This is a genomic window from Tamlana sp. s12 (genome assembly GCF_016767215.1).
Lineage (GTDB): Bacteria > Bacteroidota > Bacteroidia > Flavobacteriales > Flavobacteriaceae > Pseudotamlana > Pseudotamlana agarivorans.
Genome location: NZ_CP068547.1, coordinates 1,126,876 through 1,146,364, shown reverse-complemented (window position 1 = coordinate 1,146,364; position 19,489 = coordinate 1,126,876). Strand labels below are relative to the sequence as shown.

The following is a 19,489-nucleotide window of genomic DNA, read 5'->3' as shown; positions in this document are numbered from 1 at the left end:
TTTTACCTCATCATTATTATATTTTACCCTTTATCAACAAAAAAAACAGCTACAAGGTATACTTGCAGCCTCGATCTTAAATAAATATAAAAAATGATTGAGGATTTACTTTTTAATGGTAAAGGTATTTGGGAACTGCGCCATATGCTTATCGCTCCAAACTTGCTCTAAAGCTTCTGGGTCAAACCACAAAGGTTCGGTATGGGTGTCGCTCCATTTTTCGGCTTCGTTGACCATGTTTTGTAATTGTTCTGGGTACTGCTGACTTAAATCGTTATTCTCCCCTTTATCCTTATCGATATTATACAATTTCCATGGCGCTCTATAGGCTTTAGTAGCTTTCCATTGGTTTTGACGCACACCTACATCGGAAAACCCAGAACGGTGGCGCATGGCAAAAATCATATCGCCTTGACGTGCATTGGTTCCTGAAACTACATCGTCCCAAATATTCTTTCCGTCCAATTGTTTATCTGTTGCTATGTTAGCTTGTGCCAGAGCAGAAAAAGTAGGATAAAAATCTAAGGCCGATACCGGGTAGTCGTAGCTTTTACCAGCAGGTACATAATTTGGCCAATGGAAAAACATTGGCACTCGAAATCCGCCTTCAAAGGTATCGCCTTTTCTACCCTTTAAGGGTGCATTATTAGCTCCTTTGTCTGGGCGCCCGCCATTATCACTTAAAAATACTATTAAAGTATTTTCGTATTCATTTGTTTCTTTTAAGGCTTTTACCAGTTGCCCCACACCTCTATCTACGGCATATACCATACCAGCATATGTGCGGCGGTTTTTATCTTTAATTTTAGGGAACATCGCCATATCTTCCTTTGTTGCTTCTAACGGCGTGTGTGGTGCATTGTAAGCTAAGTAAAGGAAAAAAGGCTCATCTTTCTTTGAAGCTTCTTTCACAAATCGAACAGCGTCATCAGAGAGCTCATCAGTTAAATATTTGGTTTCCTTAACCTCTTCGCGCTGACGCTGTAAAGGCAATAAATAATCAAAAATATGAGTGCTCCCCGATTCTTTTTGACGTTTATAAGCCGCTTGATATTGTTCTGGAAAGTAATTATGTCCGCCTCCTAAAAAGCCATAAAAATAATCGAAACCGCGATCTTGAGGTTCAAACCCTTTAACCGCCCCTAGGTGCCATTTCCCAATAGCTCCCGTGTAGTAACCTGAATTCTGAAGCTCTTTGCTTAAAAACGTTTCACTTTTAGGAATTCCTGTTTTTAGATGCTCCTGACTGTTAGCAGGAATATTGAACTGTGACCCAAATTTATGCGGATATCTTCCTGTTAACAATCCTGCTCGACTTGGCCCACAAAACGGATGCGCCACGTAGGCTGAAGAAAAAGTTGTTCCCGAATGTGCTAATTGGTCAATTTCTGGCGTTAATAAATCTTTAGAACCATTAAAGCCAACATCGGCATAGCCCATATCGTCGGTTATAACCAAAATAATATTTGGTTTCTGACTTACCTTTTTTAAGGATTCGTGCGTTTGCTTTTTTACAGACTGCCCTTTTGTTCCGTTACATGAAACAGATAGTATAGCTAAAAGCAAAAACGCTAATAAGCTAGTTTTTTTTCGATTAATCATATCATCCTAATGAGTTTGACAATAGTTTGGTTTCAAAATTAACTAAGCCTTCTGAATTCGATTTACCATGAATTACCTAAAATACATCCAAAATTATCTTAAAACACCAAAATTTGAGTGCCTTTATTTCTATTTAAAACCACTTTTAAAATTGCTTTTGTAAGGGATTGATCGTATTTCTTTCTTTAGGTTTTATAAATACTGAAACTTCTATGGCCGAACAATTTTCAAAATCATTTTCTGTACTACTAACAATAATACCATCTTTTCTTATTTCTGAAGAAAAACCAGTGTGCTTAATATCGTGTAGAACAATTTTATAAGTTCCAACAGGATTATTAAAAGACTCATATTGATCTACGGCTAAATTATATACAGCTGCTAAAGAAGGCGCTTTAAAGGATTCTTCATCTGGATTTTTAGTTACACTTATGTGTTTTCGCAAAGCACAAGGAATAAATTTTAAGCGCATGGCTCTAACCTGGGCTTCATTTCCAAAAGTCGCCGAAACATGAGCTATTACCGAATCTTCTGAAAACGTTCCGGGTTCATATCCCGGAGCAAGCTGCTCTTTTTTAGCTGATAAAAAACCAAACCCAATGGCTACAGCAGCCTCACAACTTATACTGTTAACATCTCTAATATCAACCATCCCTTGCTGAATCGTGTGTGGGGAAAGCATGACCGCATGTGCTCCGTTTTTACAAGAAATTTGTCTTCCATAAATATGGTCGATCACAATAGTTTTATCGGTAAGATAGCGATCTGCTAAACCCTTGTAGCCTGACTCTAATCTTAGAGTGACACCGCCTGTTCCCGATAAATTTCGAAACAATATATTTTGAGCCACCTGAACTTGAACCACACCATAGCCATAATGCGCTTGTTCCACCGCTATGTTTTCAACAATACCAAAAGTTGGAAATGAGGCAGGCTCTCCACCAACCGCCTCTGTGGTGATGGCGTTAAACTTGGTAAAATTATCTAATACTTTAAAGTCTGATATTTTAAAATTTCTGGTATTCCCAAGCTGAAACGCTCTTATTTTACCGTTAGACTTGTAATTTGAAAAGTCGAAAGTGAATGCCGTTCCATCTAAACTTTGTACACTCCAGTTGGTTACTTCTTGAAAATTATTGACATATCCCGCTCTAAATAACGCGTTTGTTGCTGTTGATTTAAAAACCACCCCGGAAGCCACTTTAATATGTACATTAGATTTTAAATGAATTTGATCTAACACATAAACGCCTGGTTCAATGATTAAAACCCCGCCTCCCGAATTTGAAAGCGCATCGATACTAGCTTGAAGCATTTTGGTATTCCCATGGCTTAGAAAATGCATGGTATTGGACGCTACCACATCAGGATTAAAAAAATAAGAATCCTCAGGAAGCTTCCTTTGTAACGGTTGCGCAAAGGCATAGATTGGCAGTAACACTAGAATTAACCCCAATAGCACGCTTCTTTTCATAATTAACGATAATCTGGTTAAGCCTTATAAAATGCATTAATAAGGATATTTAAAAGTAAGGAATTGTTAACAAATTATTTCTTCTTCCAAACCCTAATATAATCCACATACATACTGGTGGGAATGCCTGCTAGCTGTTTTTTAGCCTCTTCATCCTCTAAAGGATTAACGGCGCGATTCGCATTATTAGAAAACTTCACAAAAGGACGTCGTAAGCCTAATGACGCTGTGACATTCATGGGTCTATACCAATCGGTATTAGGTTTCCTAGCAATTTCTTTACCATCTACATACCAAATAATTTCCTTTTCGTTAACCTCACAGCCGTAAACATGGTAGTTTTTACTAGGGTCGTCAGCTATTCTAAATTTATTAAGCTGTGTTTCTGGATGTTTTTTAGGACGATACCAAACACCTTTCCCTTTTTCCATCTTTACCAAATGTAAGTTATGATCGGAGTCTTGAATATCATCTTGATGCCCATTATGCCAATCGAACTGCTGCAATTCAACCACATCGATTTCACAGTAAATTGTTTTTCCGTTTTTAACCGATTTATCAAAATCACTGTACAACCAAAATGAAGGACACACCCCGAAACCATTTTTAGGACCAGGAACGTCGATTACCGCTCCCTTAATCCTGGCCTCTACATAACCTGTAACCATAGTTTCTTTAGATTTTAAAATCCCCGATTTAAAATAGGTTTCCCCATCGGCTTGATTATTATCGTTATGCCTCATGGTTAGTTCGGCAACACCATTGGCAAGTTTCACATTTTGTTCATTGTTCCACTTCCAGCCTGTAGTATTGGGTAACTTGTCGGTTTTGTACCATTTTTTCCAATCGATTTCATCTGTATTAAACTCATCAGACAAATCATTAACAAGCTCCCAATTGGAGGATGTACCAACCACCGACATAGGTTGCACACCCTCGTTTTGAGAAACCAACTTCGTTTTGCAACCTAGGGCTACCAGCCCTAAAATAGCGATACTATAATGTATTTTTTTCAAAAGAACAGCTTTTTAAATGATAACAATTTTACTTCACTTCTAATAACAACACCCCTTCGGAAGGTAAATTAAATTCAGATTCCATAGTGTTTTGAGTCATTAAATCCTTAACAGAAACCCCTGCTCCAGATTTTAATGACAACTTAATTTTAGCACTATCGTGCCCAACGTTTAACAAGTTAACTAGGTACGATCCGTCCTTTTGCTTCATAACACGTGAAATGGTGGTTTTAAAATCCTGTCCGTTGTCCGATTCTACAATAACTTCTGGCATAGCATCGGCTACTTTAGCAAGTGCTTTCTCCTTAATGGCAGCTACATTTTCGGTCTCTAAAACGATAAGTTGCCCGTTTCCTGCGTGTAATTTCTCTTGTCTTTTTTTACCGTATTCATTCATCGACAAACTCGTTTCAGAATCTAAAATTACTTTTCCGCCTTGGTTTAAGTATTGCTGTAAAGCTGCAAATTCGGCATCGGTTACATATTTCGTTTGATAAACCACTACCGTATTCCAAAGGTCATTGTCTTGTTTTTCGATGATATTTTTAGTTACAAAACCTAACGACAAACCTTCAAAAAACAAAGATTCGTAAAGTTTTCCCGTTTGCGTCATGTAGTTAGGCGTGTTTATTGCCGATGTCTCGGAATAGAATAAACGTAAAGGACGCGGTTGTTCTCTAAGCGCGATAATTTCTTCTGAAAAGGCATTAAGATCGTACATCACCTGAGTGACTTCGTTCGTTACGTGCGGTTGCTGATTGTTAGACCCAGCAAAAGCACCTCCTAAACCTGGATCGAAAAAATCCAATTCACCTTCCAATCGATCTTCTGGCGATCCATCGGGATCACGCGCCCAGAACCATCCCATATTGGCATCCATACCCATTAAGGTTGCTAACCAATACACATTACGCACGTAACTTGTTCGTGTATCTAATTCGCGCCACTGCCCTGAAGATAAAAAGTGCGACTCAGAATTCACATTAATTTTATCTGGACCAACCGATTCTAAAAAATCATGTAAAATGGCCATCCCATCCCATTTGTAAGCGTAGTTTTTATGCCAATCGGAATTGATATGCGAACGAATACTTGGACCTCCTAAGGCCTTAGCATCGTGACCGATCATGGTTGTTAGCTCGGTAAGCGCTTCAAAATCCATTCCGTGCGAACGTGAATCTTCGTAAAACGTACGTGGAAAAAGTTTGATATGGGTATCGGCATCTGGATTAACCGCATGTAATTCATCTTGCATAAATTTAAACCAAGAAGTACTACGATGCATGTTGTAACGGTTCCAATCAAACCAGATAGGCTTTCCTTGTAATGTCTTAGCTATTGGAATTTCAATAGCAACGGCATCAAAATTTTTAAAGCTCGTTTCCCAGTTTTCATTTAACGCATTAATGTTGTTATTGTATTTGTTTTTTAGCCAATCTCTAAAATTGTTTAGGGTGTATTTAGAAATGCCATTCATTTCTTTATATTGATACGTCCAATGTCCCTTTTCGGAATACCAGTGTGGTTCGTTGGCAAAAATATAGCCCAATTCGGTAACTTTTTTACCCTTAGTAAGTTCGCCAGTTCGACGAATTATTTTCCCCCAAGTATCTCGTGCTAATGGATTGTCAATATCAAAACCAGTAAACAACGATCTTCCTTTTCTAATTTCAGGCTCTCTTTTTTCTATCCATTCTGGAATCCCCATAGACCAGTAGATTAAAAACCCAATATTGGTATCTGGAATACCGGTTAGCTCTTTCATGAGTTCTTCATCGAAAGTACCGTCTTCTTTCAGCAAAAAGGAATTAATAGCGCGATCGTGATCTACAGGATACAAATTTTCTCCACCGTGATAAAGCGCACCAAGGTGATCGTTATACACATCGGTATTGGTTAATGGCTGCCCTACCGTTTTCGAAAAATAATCGTAGGGAAACGATGGCTTTCCGTTGCTTACAAACATATTGTCGCCAGCTTTAGCATTGTGCCAATCTACTTTATGCACAGGACGACGCTTAATGTCACCTTTAAGCTCTTTGTTTAAGTCGTCTATACTTTTATCTAAAATTTCAATCACTTTTCCACGCTCAAAATCGGGTAATTCTTCCGCTAGTTTCACCTTATCTGCGGCATAGTAGCGCTCGTAACTAAACAAAAGTTCTACCGCTTCCTTATTGTTTTCGTCCCAATTGGCGAATTTCAAAAATTCTTTAGCAAACCAAACCGTGGTTTCTTCACGAGCCACATCAATAGAATTGGCTTTTGCTTTTTCCATAAGCCCTTCTAAAGTTTCAATTTTAGATAAAGCCTCTTGTTCTAACGTTTTTTCCGACTCGCAAGCGAAAAAATTAAAAACTAAACATAAGCCAATAGTTAGTTTTAAGAGTGAAGATTTTAAAATACCCATGATTGTAAATTTGTGTGTTAAAACTAGTTTTTAAGGTGATTAAAATTTAGTTTTAGATTAATAATTTTAATTTATATGATTGAATAGTTTATGTTGTATTGCTTTTTAGTTCTTATTAGAATAAAACATTATTCCTTTAAATCTATAGATGACAAGGTATACGGTTTACCGTGCTTGGAATTTAACATCCCTTTTGCCACCATTAAATCGAAATTAGAAATAATAAGCTTCCCGTTGTAAACAATAAGATCGGCTGGTTGATCTAGACCGCCATCTGTCCCATCGTTATCTGGGTACTGCGCTAATAGTTCTACTTGTTTATTGGTATCAATTTTAAATATTTGATTTTGTGCAAAACCAGCAACATATAAATTTCCTTTAGCGTCGATATTAATGCCATCTGGAGCTGAATTTAAAGGAAGTTTTGCGTAAACCGATTCCTTTTGCACTTGGCCTTCGTCATTTAAAACAAGCTTATAAATGGTAGCATCACCAAGGTTTCCAACAAACAAATCGCCTTGTTTATTAAACACTAAACCATCTAACCCCACTTGGCGGTCTTTGTTTTGGGTTTCGGAAGTGTAAATTAAATTAGCATCCGATTTATCGTTATTCACCTGAATATTTCGGTCGCTAATATTAAAACGGTAAACACCTCCAACAACCTTATCTTTTTTAAGCTTTGGCAAGGCCGTTTGGGTAACATAAACATACCCCTTATGGTATCGAATCCCGTTTATAGAATTGAAACCTTGAGCAACAACTTCGGTCGAGTTGAGTTTATTTTCTTTAAAAGTTAATTTTAATAAGCGTCCTTTATTGGTTTGGTTGTCGCAAACATAAAGCCCTCCATCATCATCGTAGGCAATCCCCATAGGTCTCGACATGCCCGAAGCGGCTAAAACAGGAACTTCTACGAGTTTTTCAACTTGTCCGTCTTCAGTAATTCGCATTAAAATACCTGGTTTTTTTCTATCGGCATAGTTGGGACAAGACAGTGTTAAACTACCGTCTGGAGCGATATCTAACGCATCTGGCGTCGGGCAACTATCGGGTAAATCAGCAAATAGTTTTGCGGTTAATAAATTTTTATCTTGAGCACGTACATGTGTAGCGAAAGCGCTAACAAGCAAGAAACAAAGTGTGATTTTAAGTGTTTTCAATGTGATTTAGTTTTAGTCGTCTTATTTCTAAGGATTAATTAGCTTCGTATGTTTTATTAAATTCTTTAATGTTCAGTTCTAAAGACTCGCCATTATTCCATGTTACAAAAGCCTTGTCTATTTTTCTTTTAGTTCCCAAACCAACATGTAAATAGGTATTATAACTCTGTGAATAGGATGAGGAGGTTGCACCTACCACGCGTCGGTATATCAACCCCTCAGATTCTATGGTTAATACCGCCCCAATAGGCGAAACTTTATGGATTGGTGAATCACCAACATGCACCGTAATATAATTATTAGCACGGTTTAAATTATTGGTAAATAAATGCCACTTACCACGCTCATTGGCGTAAATAATATCGACATCGCCATCTTTATCATAATCAAAAACTTCGGCACATATACCTGTACTGCCGAGCTCCTTTCTAATAATACCATGATTTTGGGCTAATGAAAAGCCTTTACCTTTTTGATTTAAAAACAAAAACTGTTCGATCTGTGAAGCCGAATGTCCATAGCGCACCATGAATATGTCTTGCCAGCCATCATTATCGAAATCGGCCACAGTAACTCCTGCGGTTTGCTCTGTAACATCGACACCATACTTTTCGGAAACATCTACAAATTTTCCGTTTCTGTTTTCTAACAATTTTGCGGGTAAGTCCTGCATTTTCACGAGTTCTGGTTGCTCCATAACATTATGAATCACTCCCGTTGTTGGCGCACTAGTAAATCCAGCTATTCGCCAATATCCGTTACCTAAATAACCAATATACAAACCTTTTTGTGAGGTATCCTCAGGCCAACCTTGAGCTTCTTTAGCTGTAACACTTAAGTTATGTCCGCCATGAACATCAGATTCTCTCTGGAACAAGGTCTTATCCTTTCCAAAAAACACATCAAAATGCGGATAGGCCATTTGTAAATTTTCTAACTTAAAACCCCCTTTAATTTTAAGGCTATCATGCAAAAATGTTTTTCTTCTATTTAAGAAATAGAAAGTTTTTTGGGTTTTATCGTAATCCGTTTCTGAGTCAAAAGGATGCTTGGCACGCGTTAAAATCAAATCGAAATCACCATCATTATCAAAATCAATTTCGGCCATACTACTTACCAAATTGGTATGTGCCAAGTTTCCTAAAACATCCTTGGTAACTTCCTTATAACCATAATCTTTTTCACCTTGAACAGCAATCACTTTAGCGCCACCATAAAAAAGAAAATCCTTAATATTATCTTTATTAAAATCGGTTATTAGGGTACGCATATTAAACCTATCAGCCGTTGGTAATAGTTCTAAAAACGAAAAACCATGGGCTTCATCTTTTTTATACAAAAAGTGAGCACGATCACTGGTATTATTTTTAGGGAAAGCGGTTAACACCAAGTCGAGATTGCCATTATTATTAGCATCTACCAATTTTACGGCACGCCCACGACTGGCTTCAAAATGTGTAAATTCCTTTTCTTTTGAAACGCTACGATCTTTACTTATAGAATAGCCCTTAAGCTTTCGCGGATTTTTCCCATCGCCACCACCAGGCTGAACAAAAACATCGATTAAGCCGTCCTTGTCATAATCACCAACAGCAATACCGTGCGTATCCCCAAATACAAAAGGTTTTCCTTGTGAAAAAACACCCTTATTATTCCAAAAAACTTCCACACGCCGAGAATGTTCTGTTAAGAGTAAATCTAGAAATCCATCTTGATCTAAATCGGCCACAACCGCATTATCAAACTTTCGGCGAGACCGGTTTTCTAAAGGAATCACTTCAGGATTTTCCAAAAAGGTTAAAGGCATATCCGGTTCTAAAATGTCTAAAAAACATGCCATGAGCAACACCATTACGGAACAATTTCGAATTATGCCTTTACTTTTAATCATCACTTATTTAATAATTACTTTTGAAGAAGCAGATTGATTTTCAGATTGAATTTGAAAAATATACATGCCAGAGGCTAAGTCTAAGTTTTCAATTTTGGTTGTTCTTGACTCCTTATTGAAACTTTTTACCCAATGACCAGAAGCATCATATACTTTTACGATACCGTTTAAAGGTGACTGTAAGTACAATACATCGCTAGTTGGGTTTGGATACACCGAAAACTTCATAGCCTTAGGTTGTTCTATACTTAATGTTTTAGAGAACTCCATATCGTCGATATAAAATAAAGCCTGAGAGCCTGTAACGCTTTGTGAACGCAACTGTAATCTTATTCTATCGCCATCAACAATACTTGGGTCGGAAGCTGCACTTCGATTAAAGCTTTGAGAAACCTCAACCCATTGCCCTTTTTGAGCACCAGAAACATCAACATCTATGATTGTCCATGGTTTTTCTAAAATCAATCTAATATCACTAATGGTGGTACTTGGGTCTATCCAAATTTTAAATTTCACTTCATTACTACCAGCAGGCAAGTTTAAAGAACCATTAGGCGTAAAGCTGGTGTAATTACCTGTAAAAGTTCCAGAATGTTGAAAACGCATACTAAAATCGCCCGTTGCCGGTTTTTCATTTTTTATACGCCATTTTGCTGCAGCGCCATTCCACCAAGGCTGACTTCTTCCCTGAAAATAAAAAGGGCCTTCAAAACCTAGAGCATTAAAATCTGGTGATGTAATGTTTTTTTGCCAGATTCTAACATAGTCAATTTTATACTCGGCAGGTGTTGCTAAATCAGGCTGTGATGGTAAACCATACCAAGAAAACACCTCATTATCAAACCAGATTTCTTGAGGCGCATCATGACGCCATTGGTCTTTGGATTCTAATTCTTGTCTTGTGACGTGTCGTAAAAGCTGACCATCTAAATAGGTTTTCACATAATCTTTATCCCATTCAAAACCATACACATGATACTCGGCCGCTAACTGCACACCAGTATCGTCTTCTACTTTCCAATTTTGGTGTTTAGAAGGAATATCTGGATCCCAGTTGATCAAATTAGTACGAATTTTTCTAGTTAAACTAGCAGGCCTGTTCGTTGGGTTGCCTATAGGAAGTTTTCCAAAATTTTCAATCATATCGATTTCAGAATGGTATCCTGTAGTCCAAAAGGCTGAAACCACTGGGGCATCAGCAATTTTGGCTCTAATTTCCATATAACCATACTTAAAAAAAGTTTCGCTCATCACACAAGCTTGGGTGATAGGTTTGCTGTTATCGGAACTGGTTGTAGAACCTCCATACCACGTACCATCATGTATTTCGTTCGCAAAATTATAACTAGGCTCCCACTGGCTGGTAAGGATTAACTCACCGCCTTCTACCCTAACATTATGGGGCGCGTATTGTCCTGGCGCTCTACCTTTCCATTTGTTACGGTAATCGCCATTTTCACCTAAAACCCACCATTTAGACTTATCTAATTGTGTGGCATTAAACTCATCGCTAATCGTAGTATTTAAAATCCAGCCTTCTGAATTAGTAGGGTCGGTTGTTGGGTTTTGTGCTAACAAGCTATTCATTGATAAGCTCAATACGAATAAACAAATAGCATGCTGTTTAAGTTTGTTAGTTTTTTTCATTTTATTTTAGTTTTACTGCTTGTAATTACCTTTCCAACCTTTATTAAATTGTTCTAAAAGTTGTTTTACTAATTCTGGGTTTTCACTCGCAATATTTTTAGTTTCATTGGGATCGGTTCTATGGTCAAACAGCTCATAAAAAAGCGGTTCGCTATCTTTTTTGGTATAATCTTTCCACACAATAAATCTATAGTCGTTGGTACGCATGGCATAGCCCATGAGCTTATTTTCGAAAAGATCTCTATTCCAGTCATCACCTACTTGACTTTTAATTTTGTCCTCTACTTCTTCTATTAACGGACCAAAATAGGTTTCTCGCATCCCTTGCGACAATGGGTTTGCTGCCCATTCGCGTAAGGCCGGCGTTGGAAACTGACTAAAAGCAGCTGGTTTCCAAGCTTGGTCTGGGTCGCTTAATAAAGGCATAAAACTTTTTCCTTCCAGATGTTCTGGTTGGTCTAAGCCCGCCAATTCACATAAAGTAGGATACATATCCACCAGCTCAACTAAAGCATTGGACTTTACCCCGCGATTTTCTTTAAGCATATCTGGCGTCCATATCATTAATGGTACTCTAGTAGCTATTTCGTAGTTAGTAGCTTTTCCCCAGATACCCATTTCACCTAAGTGCCAACCGTGGTCGCTCCATAGTACAATGATGGTGTTATCGCGTACGCCCATCTCATCTAGGGCATCAATCATTTTTCCTATTTGCGCATCCACATAACTGATACAAGCCAAATAAGCATGCTTCAAGGTTCGGGCTAATTCATCGTCTATGTCACCTTTTTTAGGAATCCCATATCGAGCTCTTAACTCGAATGAAGGATGCAATCCCATAGTCGCACCATTCTCAGGTGCATTTGGTTGATTGGTTAACTGGATGTCTTCTGGATTATACAGCTCCCAATATTTCGTAGGGGCCAACCAATCTAAGTGTGGCTTTTTCATCCCTAAACCTAAAAAGAATGGTTTGTCTGGGTTTTTCTCTAGCATATCCTTTAAGGTCACTATAGCCAATTCGGTATTATAACCATCTTCGTAAAAGTGATCAGGCACATCGGCATTTTCGTAGGCAGGCCCTTTTCCTAAACCATTTCTCGGCGCATTAGGTCCGTATTTAGCAATAACCTCGGCTTGGTTTTTTCGAAACATTTCTTGACTTTCTTTTTTTGCAAAACCACCAGGCGTGTTGCTTTTTTCGATGGTCATTTTATCGTAAGCCGGTTTTCTACTCCAAGACAAGTCTAAATCAGCAAAACCTGTTTTATGGTAAATTTTACCCGTATAAGTGGTTTCGTAACCATTATTTTTAAAATGCTGCGGCAGAGTAATAATATCGGGATTCGCATCGCGGAAATAAGTAAAGTTCTCAATAACCCCTATCGATTCTGGTCTTGCTCCTGTCATTATACTTGCTCGCGAAGGGCTACAAATAGCCTCCTGACAGTAGGCACGATTAAACACCAACCCCTGACTGGCTAATTTATCCATGTTTGGCGTAACGGCAATACTAGAGCCGTATGCTCCAATTTCAGGACGCAAATCATCAATAGCAACAAATAAAATGTTTGGCTTTTGTTGTGTTTTTTCAGTGTCACCAACCTTGTTTTCTTTTTGCTTACATCCAAGGATGGCAAAAAATCCGAAGCATAATAAGGCTGTTTTAAAAGACGCTTTTTTAATTAGTATCATTTTCATTTTTAGAATTATGAAGATTTTAAAAATGTGTTTTCAGCATAGGTATTCACCTCATCTACAATCGATTTGCAAGCATCATAATAAATACCTACATCAACGGCATAAGAAATATATTGCACGCCTAAATCCATCCATTGTTTAGCACTACTAGCGCTTTCCACAAAGGTGCCTACAACCACACCTTTAGCATTGGCTTTTTCAACAATATCCTTCATTTTTGAGATTACCGATGGATGATTTACCTGCCCTGGTACGCCACATGACTGCGACATATCGTAAGGTCCTATAAAAATAACATCAACCCCATCAACTTTTAAAATCTCATCTATATTATTAAAAGCGATATTCCCTTCAATATGAATTATAACCCCAGTATTTTTATTTGCAGAAGAAAAATAATCTTCTTTAGGCATGGCAGTATAATTGGCTGCTCTCACGTACCTACAAACACCACGAGCCCCTTCCGGGTAGAACTTGGCTGCTTTTACAACGCGTTTTGCATCTTCGGCATTTTCAATTTGAGGCACTTGCACGTAGGCTGCACCAATATCTAAAGCTTTCGAAATCATATTCTCATTAATTTCTGGAACACGAACAACAGGCACAATATTTTTGGCTTGCGCTGCTCTTATATGACCTTGAATGGTTTGAAAATTGTTAGGACCATGCTCTAAATCGATGATTACAAAATCGAATCCTGCGAATGCCGATATTTCAACCAAAGCTGGATCGCTAATCTTCATAAACGGCCCCAGCACATGCTTTTTACTGTCTAATAACCCCATTTCTTTATTAAAACTATTTGATTAGAATGTTTCATTAAGATAGCTCCAAACCAAAGGATTAAAGTCGCCACTTAATTTAGAGTAAACTTACTAGAAGTTGATTTAAAAGAATGTTTAGGAATTACCTAACACCTACTAAAAATTACCTTGATTTTAATAGGTATAAAATGATGAAAGGAAGAAGAAATTACACTGGTGATATAAGCTGATATTGTTTGCCGAACCCCAAAAACATCACCAAAGTTTTGGGGTATTTCGACAAACCGAATAAAAAATAGAAATGAATTTATAATAAGCCTTAGTTATCAGCTTATATCCAAGACATTAGAAAAGGGCTCTAGCCCATTAAACCAGATTTTTTCTCTAGTTTTTCATGAATTTGTTCTATGGTTAAGTTTTTAGTTTCTGGAAGGAATTTCGCTAAAATTAAAAGACCAATAATCACAATACCGCCGTAAAACATAAAGATGGTACTTGCCCCCATATTGGCCAATTGCCAAGGAAAGAACAATTGCGTTAAGGCACTTACCGTACTTGAAAGTAAGGCGAAAAACGGAATAGCCATTCCTCGTAAGTGAATAGGAAATATTTCGGATAACAATACCCACATTATCGGGCCTACCGAAAAGTGAAAAGCGGCAATAAAACTTAAGATTCCAATTAAAATTAAGGTCGCATTTAGCACTGCTGATTTTTGAATAAAAACACTAGAATTGTCTCTTGCAGAAGTTTCTCCTATAAGGTCTTTTACGGCTTCTTTAAATTCGATATCGGTAGCATATTCTTTACCAACAAGTACCGATAACTTATCAATATTAGGAATATCATGCATCTCTTCTATAGCTTTCTCGGTTAATTGATATTTCGCCGTTCCGAAGCCATAAGCACAAAGACCTAAACTTAAAACCACCCAAATCAATCCCGAAATCATCATAGGGCGTCGTCCTAATTTGTCGATTAATACTAAAGATAAAACAGTAAATACAATACTAACCAATCCAATCCAAATCGCTTGTTGAAATGCTGCCTCCTCACCTAAACCTAGCTGTTCCATTACGGTAGGCGCATAAGTTAATACGGCATTAATTCCTGTAGACTGTTGAACGATTGATAAGGTTAAAGCGATAATAGCCACCACCCTCATTTTTTTACTAAATACTTCTTTTAACTGATGTATCACAGAACGGTCGGAACTACTATCTTCCACACTGTGTTGCATATCGGTTAAGTGACCAGCGATTTCATGTTCAGGAATCACTTTACTCAAAGAAACTTTAGCTTCATCAAATTTCCCTTTATACACCAACCATGCTGGACTACGAGGCACCATAAACAAGAGCCCAAACCAGATTAAGGCAGGAACAATTTCGATACCCAACATCCAACGCCAAGTATAGCGGTCTAACCCTAAATCGACCACCCACTGGGCATCAGAATTGGTTTTCTGTAAAATCCAATAGTTTATAAAATAAGCAGCTGTAAGTCCGATTACAATATTAATCTGCGTCATAGAAACCAATTCACCTCTATATTCGGCTGGAGCTAGCTCACCAATATACATTGCGGCTAAAGTAATGGAGCTAAACGCTAATCCGCCTAAAAAACGAAAGGCGAAAAGTACGGCAAATGAAGGTGCCAAAGCGGAACCTATTGCCGAAATTAAATACATGGCTGCAATAATTTTTAAAGTTGATTTACGACCATATTTATTACTGGACCAAGCGGCAAGAGGCAAAGCTACCAAAACACCAACTCCAGGCCCAAAACCTAAGGCTCCGACTTGCCATTCATTTAAATTAAATTCGGCAGTTATAAATTTAAAAGCCCCCGAAATTAATGCGGCATCTAAACCAAAAACGAAACCTCCTATGGCAACAATTGTAGCGTATAAAAACGCATTTTTCTTAAATGAACTCATATCTTTATTTTATTTTTTCCCTACGGAAACTACGCCATTGAGCGTTTTTATTTTTTTCTCGATAACCTCTCCATTGGTATAAGAAACTTTAATTTTTACTGATTTTGTACAATCTCCCAATCCAAAATGAACCAGATTATTAAAACTTAATGAATACGCCGCACCTGTAGAACCAATAACCGTTGACTGTGTTTTACCACAAGACGATAGCGTTACTTTAGCTCCCAAAGCCGTGCAATTCCCGGAATTGGAATGCCCAACAGAAACATTTATAAAGTTTGAGTTTTTGCTTTTTGGAAACTGATTTTTAAACAAATGCCACAAACCTCTTTCGTTACCAACTACCACATCCATTCTTCCATCTTGATTGTAATCTATAGTTTCAACTGCCATACCTATAGCACCAAGTTCTTTTGAAATGATGCTGTGATTTTCAAACAGATTAAACTCTGATTTCCCGGTGTTCAAATAAACTATGGCCTTATTTTCATGAATCAGATCACCACGAGGTATAACCACCAAATCTTTAAAACCATTATTATCGACATCGGCAACTGAAGCTGCTACAGTATGCTCCTTTTTATCTAGCCTATACTTTTTGGTAACATCGGTAAATTTACCTCCGGTGTTTTTTAACAGCACATCACTTAATCCTTCTGGATGCTCGTATTTTGGGTAATGAGATACACTTTGCACCACCCCGGTTGCTGGGGCCCATAAATACCCCGCTATACGCCAACTTTCATTTCCTGTATACCCGATGTACCAGCCTGTATTCTCTTTGAAATTGGGATGATCTGGAAAACCTAGCGCATCGCTATTCACTAAAGTGATATTTTTGCCCGAATGCGTTTCGCCTTCAAAAGTGTAGCTATACGCCGATTCTCCAATGAAATAAGTAGCGTTATTAGGCCATTGTGATTGAAAGTTCGTGAGCTTTAAAACATCGCCAGCTTCTAAATTAGAAAAATCAAATTCACCTCGTTTGGTATAAAAGCCCCAGGTTTTAGTTTCGGCATCAAAAAAAGTTTCTCCTTTTTCAAAGTCTAAACCTCTAGTAAAATACAAATCAAATCTACCATCGTTATCGACATCGATTTCAGAAATGCTGGTCACATTTTCTAAAGAAAAAGGAAAAATAGTTTCGGTAACTTCTTTATAATCCAGCCCTTTTATGCCTTGAAAGGCTCTCACCTTCCCATGGCCATACATGACAATATCGAAAATACCATCTTGATTAAAATCGGTAAGCAGTACCTTTTGGCCATCACCGTGACTTGAAGGCAGGGTGTTTTTTAAAACCAATTGGGCCTGCCCGTTATTTTCGTAAACATAATTTTCGCTTTCCCCTTGTTTATTTGAATCAGGAAAAGCGAAGTTTAGTAAATCTAAATCGCCATCGTTATCGGCATCAACAAATTTTACAGTGCGCCCGCGCATTAAAGCTAAGGGTTCGTTAAAATCTGGCAACGGTATAAACTCGCGGTTTTTGCTCACTCTATACATTTTAGAGTTTCGAGCATTACTGCCAGAGCCTCCACCTCTTGAGATGATCATTTCAAGGTTACCATCAGCATCAAAATCGCCAACAGACACACCATGCAAATCACCTATTAACACATCAAAAGGTTTAGCAAATTTTCCGTTATTATTCCAAAGCACCTGCACACCATAGCCATGATCGTTAATAATCAAATCGGTGAAACCATCTTGATCGAGATCGGCAACTACGGGGGCATCCCATTTTCTCAGGTTTTTTTCTGTTCTAGGAAAGGCTTTAAACTCTTCAACAAACGTATTGGCTGAAGCATCTTGAGCACTAAGAACAGAAGAAAAACCCAAAAAAAACGCGAATAAAAATAAATTAAACTTCATAAATGTTTTGAAAATTCTCATTAGATCATTAGCTCCAAACTACCGGCATGAAAACTGTCATTTCAGCTTGCCCTCTATTACTCCAAGCGAAATATGGAACAAATTGGGTTTGATGCGTTTCTAAATTAGGCTTATCAATACTGCGATACATGCCTTGCTTATTATCTTTTCTTAGTAAAAATTCACCCTCTACTACGGTAACACCGCCTAAAAAGTCTGGTTTATGCACCGCTTTTAGTTTAGAATTACCATTGAAATACACTTCAAGAACGCTTGTATCTAGAGGTAAATCTGGAGATTCGATACAGTACACTATAGGACCACGTTTTATGGCTACTTGATTTCTTACTTCTTCAATTCTAGGATGTCCTTCCATTAACTTAATTCCCATTGGAAGTTTAAGCGTAATCACATCGCCTTTTTTCCATTCACGAGATAAGGTTTCGAAAGTTCCTGAAACTGGCTTAGTTTTAATTTTTTCTCCATTAACCGATAAGCTTGCTTTTTCAGCCCATCCTGGAATACGCATCTTAATGTCGAAAGCCTCATTTTTACATTCATCGATGGTAATGGTAATTTTACCATCCCATGGATATTCTGTTTGTTGACTTAATTTTATGGTTGAACCATCGGCTAATTGCGTGTTTAACGTATTACTTCCGTAAAGGTTCACAGACACCCCATTATCGGTTACACTATAACTCCATCCCGATACTTTAGCGATGGTACGCACTAAATTTGGCGGACAACAGAAGCAATCTAAATACGGTTGTCTGTCTGGCGTCTCAGTCACATCGGCATGAGCATCATAATTTCTAGAATTATTAACCATACGAAGTGGATTCGCATAGAAGTATTCTTTACCTCCAACACTAATTCCAGACAATCCACTGTTATAAAGCACCAACTCGATAATATCGGCATATTTAGCTTCACCGTGAATATTTAACATTCGATAACTAAACATGGCATTACATAGGTTTGCACAAGTTTCGTTATAGGCCGTCATATTAGGCATCATATAAGCATCGATAAACCCTTCTTCAATCATATCTAAATTGGTAGAAGCTCCATAATGTGCTTGACCAACAGCACCTGTAACGTACATTTTTTTGTCGGTAACATTTAACCAAAGGCGATCTAAAGCTTCAATTAATGCTGTTTCACCGGTTTCGGCATACACATCGGCAGCACCCGCGTAGTAATACAAGGCTAGAACGGCATGACCTACAGCTTCTTCAGAAATACGTAATGGTGTACGTTCTTGAACCATGTCCCCAATTGGATAACCTACTGTAGTCGAGTCGTGCTTAATTTCATATTTCCCTCTATTATTTATAAACTTTTCGGCAAGATTTAAATAACGCTCATCTTGGGTAACACGGTATAACTCAACCAGACCCATGATTTGCGTTTGGTTAAATCCGAAGCGACCATAATGCTTAGTATCCGGCATAAAAATGGTGTACATTAAATCGGCGTGCTTAATAGCTAGATCTAAGAAATTTCTTTGTCCTGTAACTTTATAATGAGTACATGCACTTATAAAAAGGTGCCCACTGTTGTACATTTCGTGGTACTTTCTGTTTTCATACCTATCGGCATCGTCGCGTAATTGAATTTGGGTTTGTAAATACCCATCGTCTTCCTGTGCTCTAGAAAGCAGGTCGATATAATCGTCTAATTCTTTTAAAAGACTTTCATTTTTGGAGTAAGCATACACATAAGTTTTGGCTTCCATAAACTTATAGAAATCCCCATCATGCCAGAACATCCCTTTGTGTTCGCCTTCTTTTTCTCCTGCTGCAATTTTAAAGTTATTTAAAGCATGCCCGATATCTCCACATAAAACATCACCCATATAAGGCACCATAACCTCTTCACATAGTTTAAATTTATCTGCCCAAAATCCGTTTGTCCAGTTACAATCCCCTATGTTTATTTGCTTTAATTTTTGATTTGTTCCCATTATATTATATTGTCTATATACTTTATATTAAAATTATT

General features: G+C 37.8%; 12 protein-coding genes. All 12 read right to left on the bottom strand.

Going from position 1 to position 19,489, the window contains the following annotated elements; all coding sequences use genetic code 11:
• Nucleotides 1–105: 105 nt before the first annotated feature.
• The gene (locus tag JJL45_RS04775) at nt 106–1,602 is read right to left on the bottom strand and encodes a sulfatase (protein WP_202664314.1); all 1,497 of its coding nucleotides are present in this window, start codon (nt 1,600–1,602) and stop codon (nt 106–108) included.
• Between the two features lie 145 nt (nt 1,603–1,747).
• Nucleotides 1,748–3,076, bottom strand: a complete 1,329-nt coding sequence (locus JJL45_RS04770; RefSeq protein ID WP_202664313.1) for a hypothetical protein — start codon at nt 3,074–3,076, stop codon at nt 1,748–1,750.
• Between the two features lie 74 nt (nt 3,077–3,150).
• Nucleotides 3,151–4,092, bottom strand: a complete 942-nt coding sequence (locus JJL45_RS04765; RefSeq protein ID WP_202664312.1) for a family 16 glycosylhydrolase — start codon at nt 4,090–4,092, stop codon at nt 3,151–3,153.
• Nucleotides 4,093–4,120: 28 nt separating this feature from the next.
• Nucleotides 4,121–6,502 carry a beta-galactosidase gene (locus JJL45_RS04760; protein ID WP_202664311.1) on the bottom strand — a complete coding sequence of 794 codons (2,382 nt, stop codon included), beginning with the start codon at nt 6,500–6,502 and terminating at the stop codon, nt 4,121–4,123.
• A gap of 128 nt (nt 6,503–6,630) precedes the next feature.
• Nucleotides 6,631–7,665, bottom strand: a complete 1,035-nt coding sequence (locus JJL45_RS04755; RefSeq protein ID WP_242521417.1) for an SMP-30/gluconolactonase/LRE family protein — start codon at nt 7,663–7,665, stop codon at nt 6,631–6,633.
• Nucleotides 7,666–7,699: 34 nt separating this feature from the next.
• Nucleotides 7,700–9,505, bottom strand: a complete 1,806-nt coding sequence (locus JJL45_RS04750; protein WP_202664310.1) for a CRTAC1 family protein — start codon at nt 9,503–9,505, stop codon at nt 7,700–7,702.
• Between the two features lie 54 nt (nt 9,506–9,559).
• Nucleotides 9,560–11,203 carry a T9SS type A sorting domain-containing protein gene (locus JJL45_RS04745; protein WP_202664309.1) on the bottom strand — a complete coding sequence of 548 codons (1,644 nt, stop codon included), beginning with the start codon at nt 11,201–11,203 and terminating at the stop codon, nt 9,560–9,562.
• Between the two features lie 12 nt (nt 11,204–11,215).
• Nucleotides 11,216–12,904, bottom strand: a complete 1,689-nt coding sequence (locus JJL45_RS04740) for a sulfatase (protein WP_242521416.1) — start codon at nt 12,902–12,904, stop codon at nt 11,216–11,218.
• Between the two features lie 8 nt (nt 12,905–12,912).
• On the bottom strand, nt 12,913–13,689 hold the full coding sequence (locus JJL45_RS04735; RefSeq protein ID WP_202664308.1) for an HpcH/HpaI aldolase family protein: 777 nt from the start codon (nt 13,687–13,689) through the stop codon (nt 12,913–12,915).
• A 337-nt stretch (nt 13,690–14,026) separates the two neighbouring features.
• Nucleotides 14,027–15,607: an MFS transporter gene (locus tag JJL45_RS04730; protein ID WP_202664307.1), complete on the bottom strand. Its 1,581-nt coding sequence runs from the start codon at nt 15,605–15,607 to the stop codon at nt 14,027–14,029.
• 9 nt (nt 15,608–15,616) lie between these two features.
• Nucleotides 15,617–17,482 carry a CRTAC1 family protein gene (locus JJL45_RS04725; RefSeq protein ID WP_202664306.1) on the bottom strand — a complete coding sequence of 622 codons (1,866 nt, stop codon included), beginning with the start codon at nt 17,480–17,482 and terminating at the stop codon, nt 15,617–15,619.
• 28 nt (nt 17,483–17,510) lie between these two features.
• Nucleotides 17,511–19,451 carry a glycoside hydrolase family 127 protein gene (locus tag JJL45_RS04720; RefSeq protein WP_202664305.1) on the bottom strand — a complete coding sequence of 647 codons (1,941 nt, stop codon included), beginning with the start codon at nt 19,449–19,451 and terminating at the stop codon, nt 17,511–17,513.
• Between the last annotated feature and the right edge of the window lie 38 nt (nt 19,452–19,489).